Source organism: uncultured Thiocystis sp. (genome assembly GCF_903866365.1).
In the GTDB taxonomy this organism is placed as follows: Bacteria; Pseudomonadota; Gammaproteobacteria; order Chromatiales; family Chromatiaceae; genus Chromatium.
Genome location: NZ_CAIPNF010000244.1, coordinates 1 through 2,049, shown reverse-complemented (window position 1 = coordinate 2,049; position 2,049 = coordinate 1). Strand labels below are relative to the sequence as shown.

1 protein-coding gene is annotated in these 2,049 nt (G+C 63.7%); it reads right to left on the bottom strand.

Annotation, left to right across the window (positions count from 1 at the left end):
- Positions 1 to 132: 132 nt before the first annotated feature.
- Positions 133 to 2,049, bottom strand: a 1,917-nt coding sequence (locus tag QZY07_RS13765; RefSeq protein WP_295403697.1) for a bifunctional (p)ppGpp synthetase/guanosine-3',5'-bis(diphosphate) 3'-pyrophosphohydrolase, incomplete at its 5' end; no start/stop codon positions are given.

The window sequence follows — 2,049 nt, the reverse complement described above, 5'->3', positions numbered from 1 at the left end:
TGCCAACTGCCAACTGCCAACTGCCAACTGCCAACTGCCAACTGCCAAACTGCCAAACTGCCAACTGCCAACCGCCAACCGCCAACCGCCAACTGCCAACTGCCAACTGCCTGCGTAAAGACAACCACCCAATCAATACGCCCGCCGCACCTCCAGTACCTCGGGGATCTGCCGAAGCTTGCCCCTAAGCCGCTCCAATTGATCCATGTTCTTGATCTCGATCGTGAAGCGCATGCTCGCGGAGTCGGTGCTTTTTTCCGAATGCGTGTTGACGCCGATCACGTCCACGTCTTCATCGGAGAACACCGACGAGACATCCCGCAGCAACCCCTTGCGATCGGCGGCGATCACCAGCAGGTCGACCGGATAGATCGTCTGGGTCGGCTGATCCGCCCACCGCACGCCGATCAGACGCTCGGCCTCGCTGGGGGATAGGTGTTTCAGGTTGCCGCAGTCCCGGCGGTGAATGGTGACCCCTCGCCCGCGGGTGACAAACCCGACGATTTCATCATCGGGAACGGGCTTGCAGCACTGCGCCATCTGGGTCATGAGGTCGTCGACGCCCTCGACCACCACATCCCCCGAACCCGCCCTGGAAGTGGCCGGAGGGCTCGCCTTTTTCTGCTTCTGGAAGACGCGTATCCGCGGTTCCGTTTCCCGCGGCTCCTCGGCCCTGGGCTCGCCCACCTGGCGCGCGACCTGCCCGACCGCGAGATCCCCGCTGCCGATGGCCGCCAGCAGATCGTCGCCGCGCTTGTAATTGAACTTGAGCGCGAGTTCGTCCAAATGCGGCTTTTCGAGCACCCCCAGCCGTGCCAGCTCGCGGTCGAGAGCCACGCGGCCCTCTTGCAGATGCTGATCGAAATGCTGCTGCTTGAACCATTGGCGCACCCGATTGCGCGCGCGCGCCGTGGTCAGATAACCCTGATGCGGACTCAGCCAGTCACGGCTGGGGGCGGCGTTTTTCTGAGTCAGGATCTCGACCTTCTCGCCGCTGTTGAGCGTGTAGTTCAGCGGCACGATGCGGTCATTGACCCGCGCGCCCCGGCAGCGGTTGCCGATCTCGGAATGGATGGCATAGGCGAAGTCCAGCGGCGTCGCCCCCTTGGGCAGCTCGACCACCTTGGACTGGGGCGTGAGCACATAGATGTGCACCGGCTCGAATTCGGACTTGAAGCGCTCCAGAAAGCCGCTGGCCGCGTCGCCTTCGTTCTTCAGCTCCAGCCAGTTGCGCATCCAGACCACGCGCCGCTGGAACGCGGCGTCATGACCCTTGGCCTCCTTATAGGCCCAGTGCGCGGCGACGCCGAACTCGGCGTGACGGTGCATCTCGTGGGTGCGGATCTGTACCTCCAGCGGCTTGTCCCCCGGCCCCACGACCGCCGTGTGCAGCGACTGATAGAGATTGCCCTTGGGGGTGGCGATGTAATCGTCGAACTCTTTCGGAATATGCTTCCAGAGTCCGTGGACCAGTCCCAGCGCGGCATAACAGTCCGCGACCGACTCCACCAGAATGCGCACCGCGCGCAGATCGAAGATCTCCTCGATATCCACCGCCTTGCGCCGCATCTTTTTCCAGATGCTATAGATGTGCTTGGGCCGGCCAGTGATCTCGGCCGCGATGCCTGCCTCCCGGAACGTGTCGCGCAGGGTCGCCATCACGGCGACGATATACTGCTCGCGCTCCTCGCGCCGCTCGGCCAGCAGACTCGCGATGCGCTTGTACTCGTCGGGTTGCAGATAGCGGAGACTCAGATCCTCCAGCTCCCACTTGACCTGCCAGATGCCCAGCCGGTTGGCGAGCGGCGCATAGACGCGCTGCGTATCGCGGGCGATCTTGGTCCGCCGTTCCGGTTCGAGATCCTTAATGGCGCGCATCAGATGCACCCGCTCGGCGAGCACCACCAGCACCACCCGGACATCCTCGGCGATCCCGAGCAACAGCCGGCGCAGGTTCTCCTCGTGCTCCATCTGATCCTTCGCGGCGATGATGGCGTCCACGTTCGCGATCTGTCCGATCCGCGCCAGATCGCCGACCATGCGCGCGAT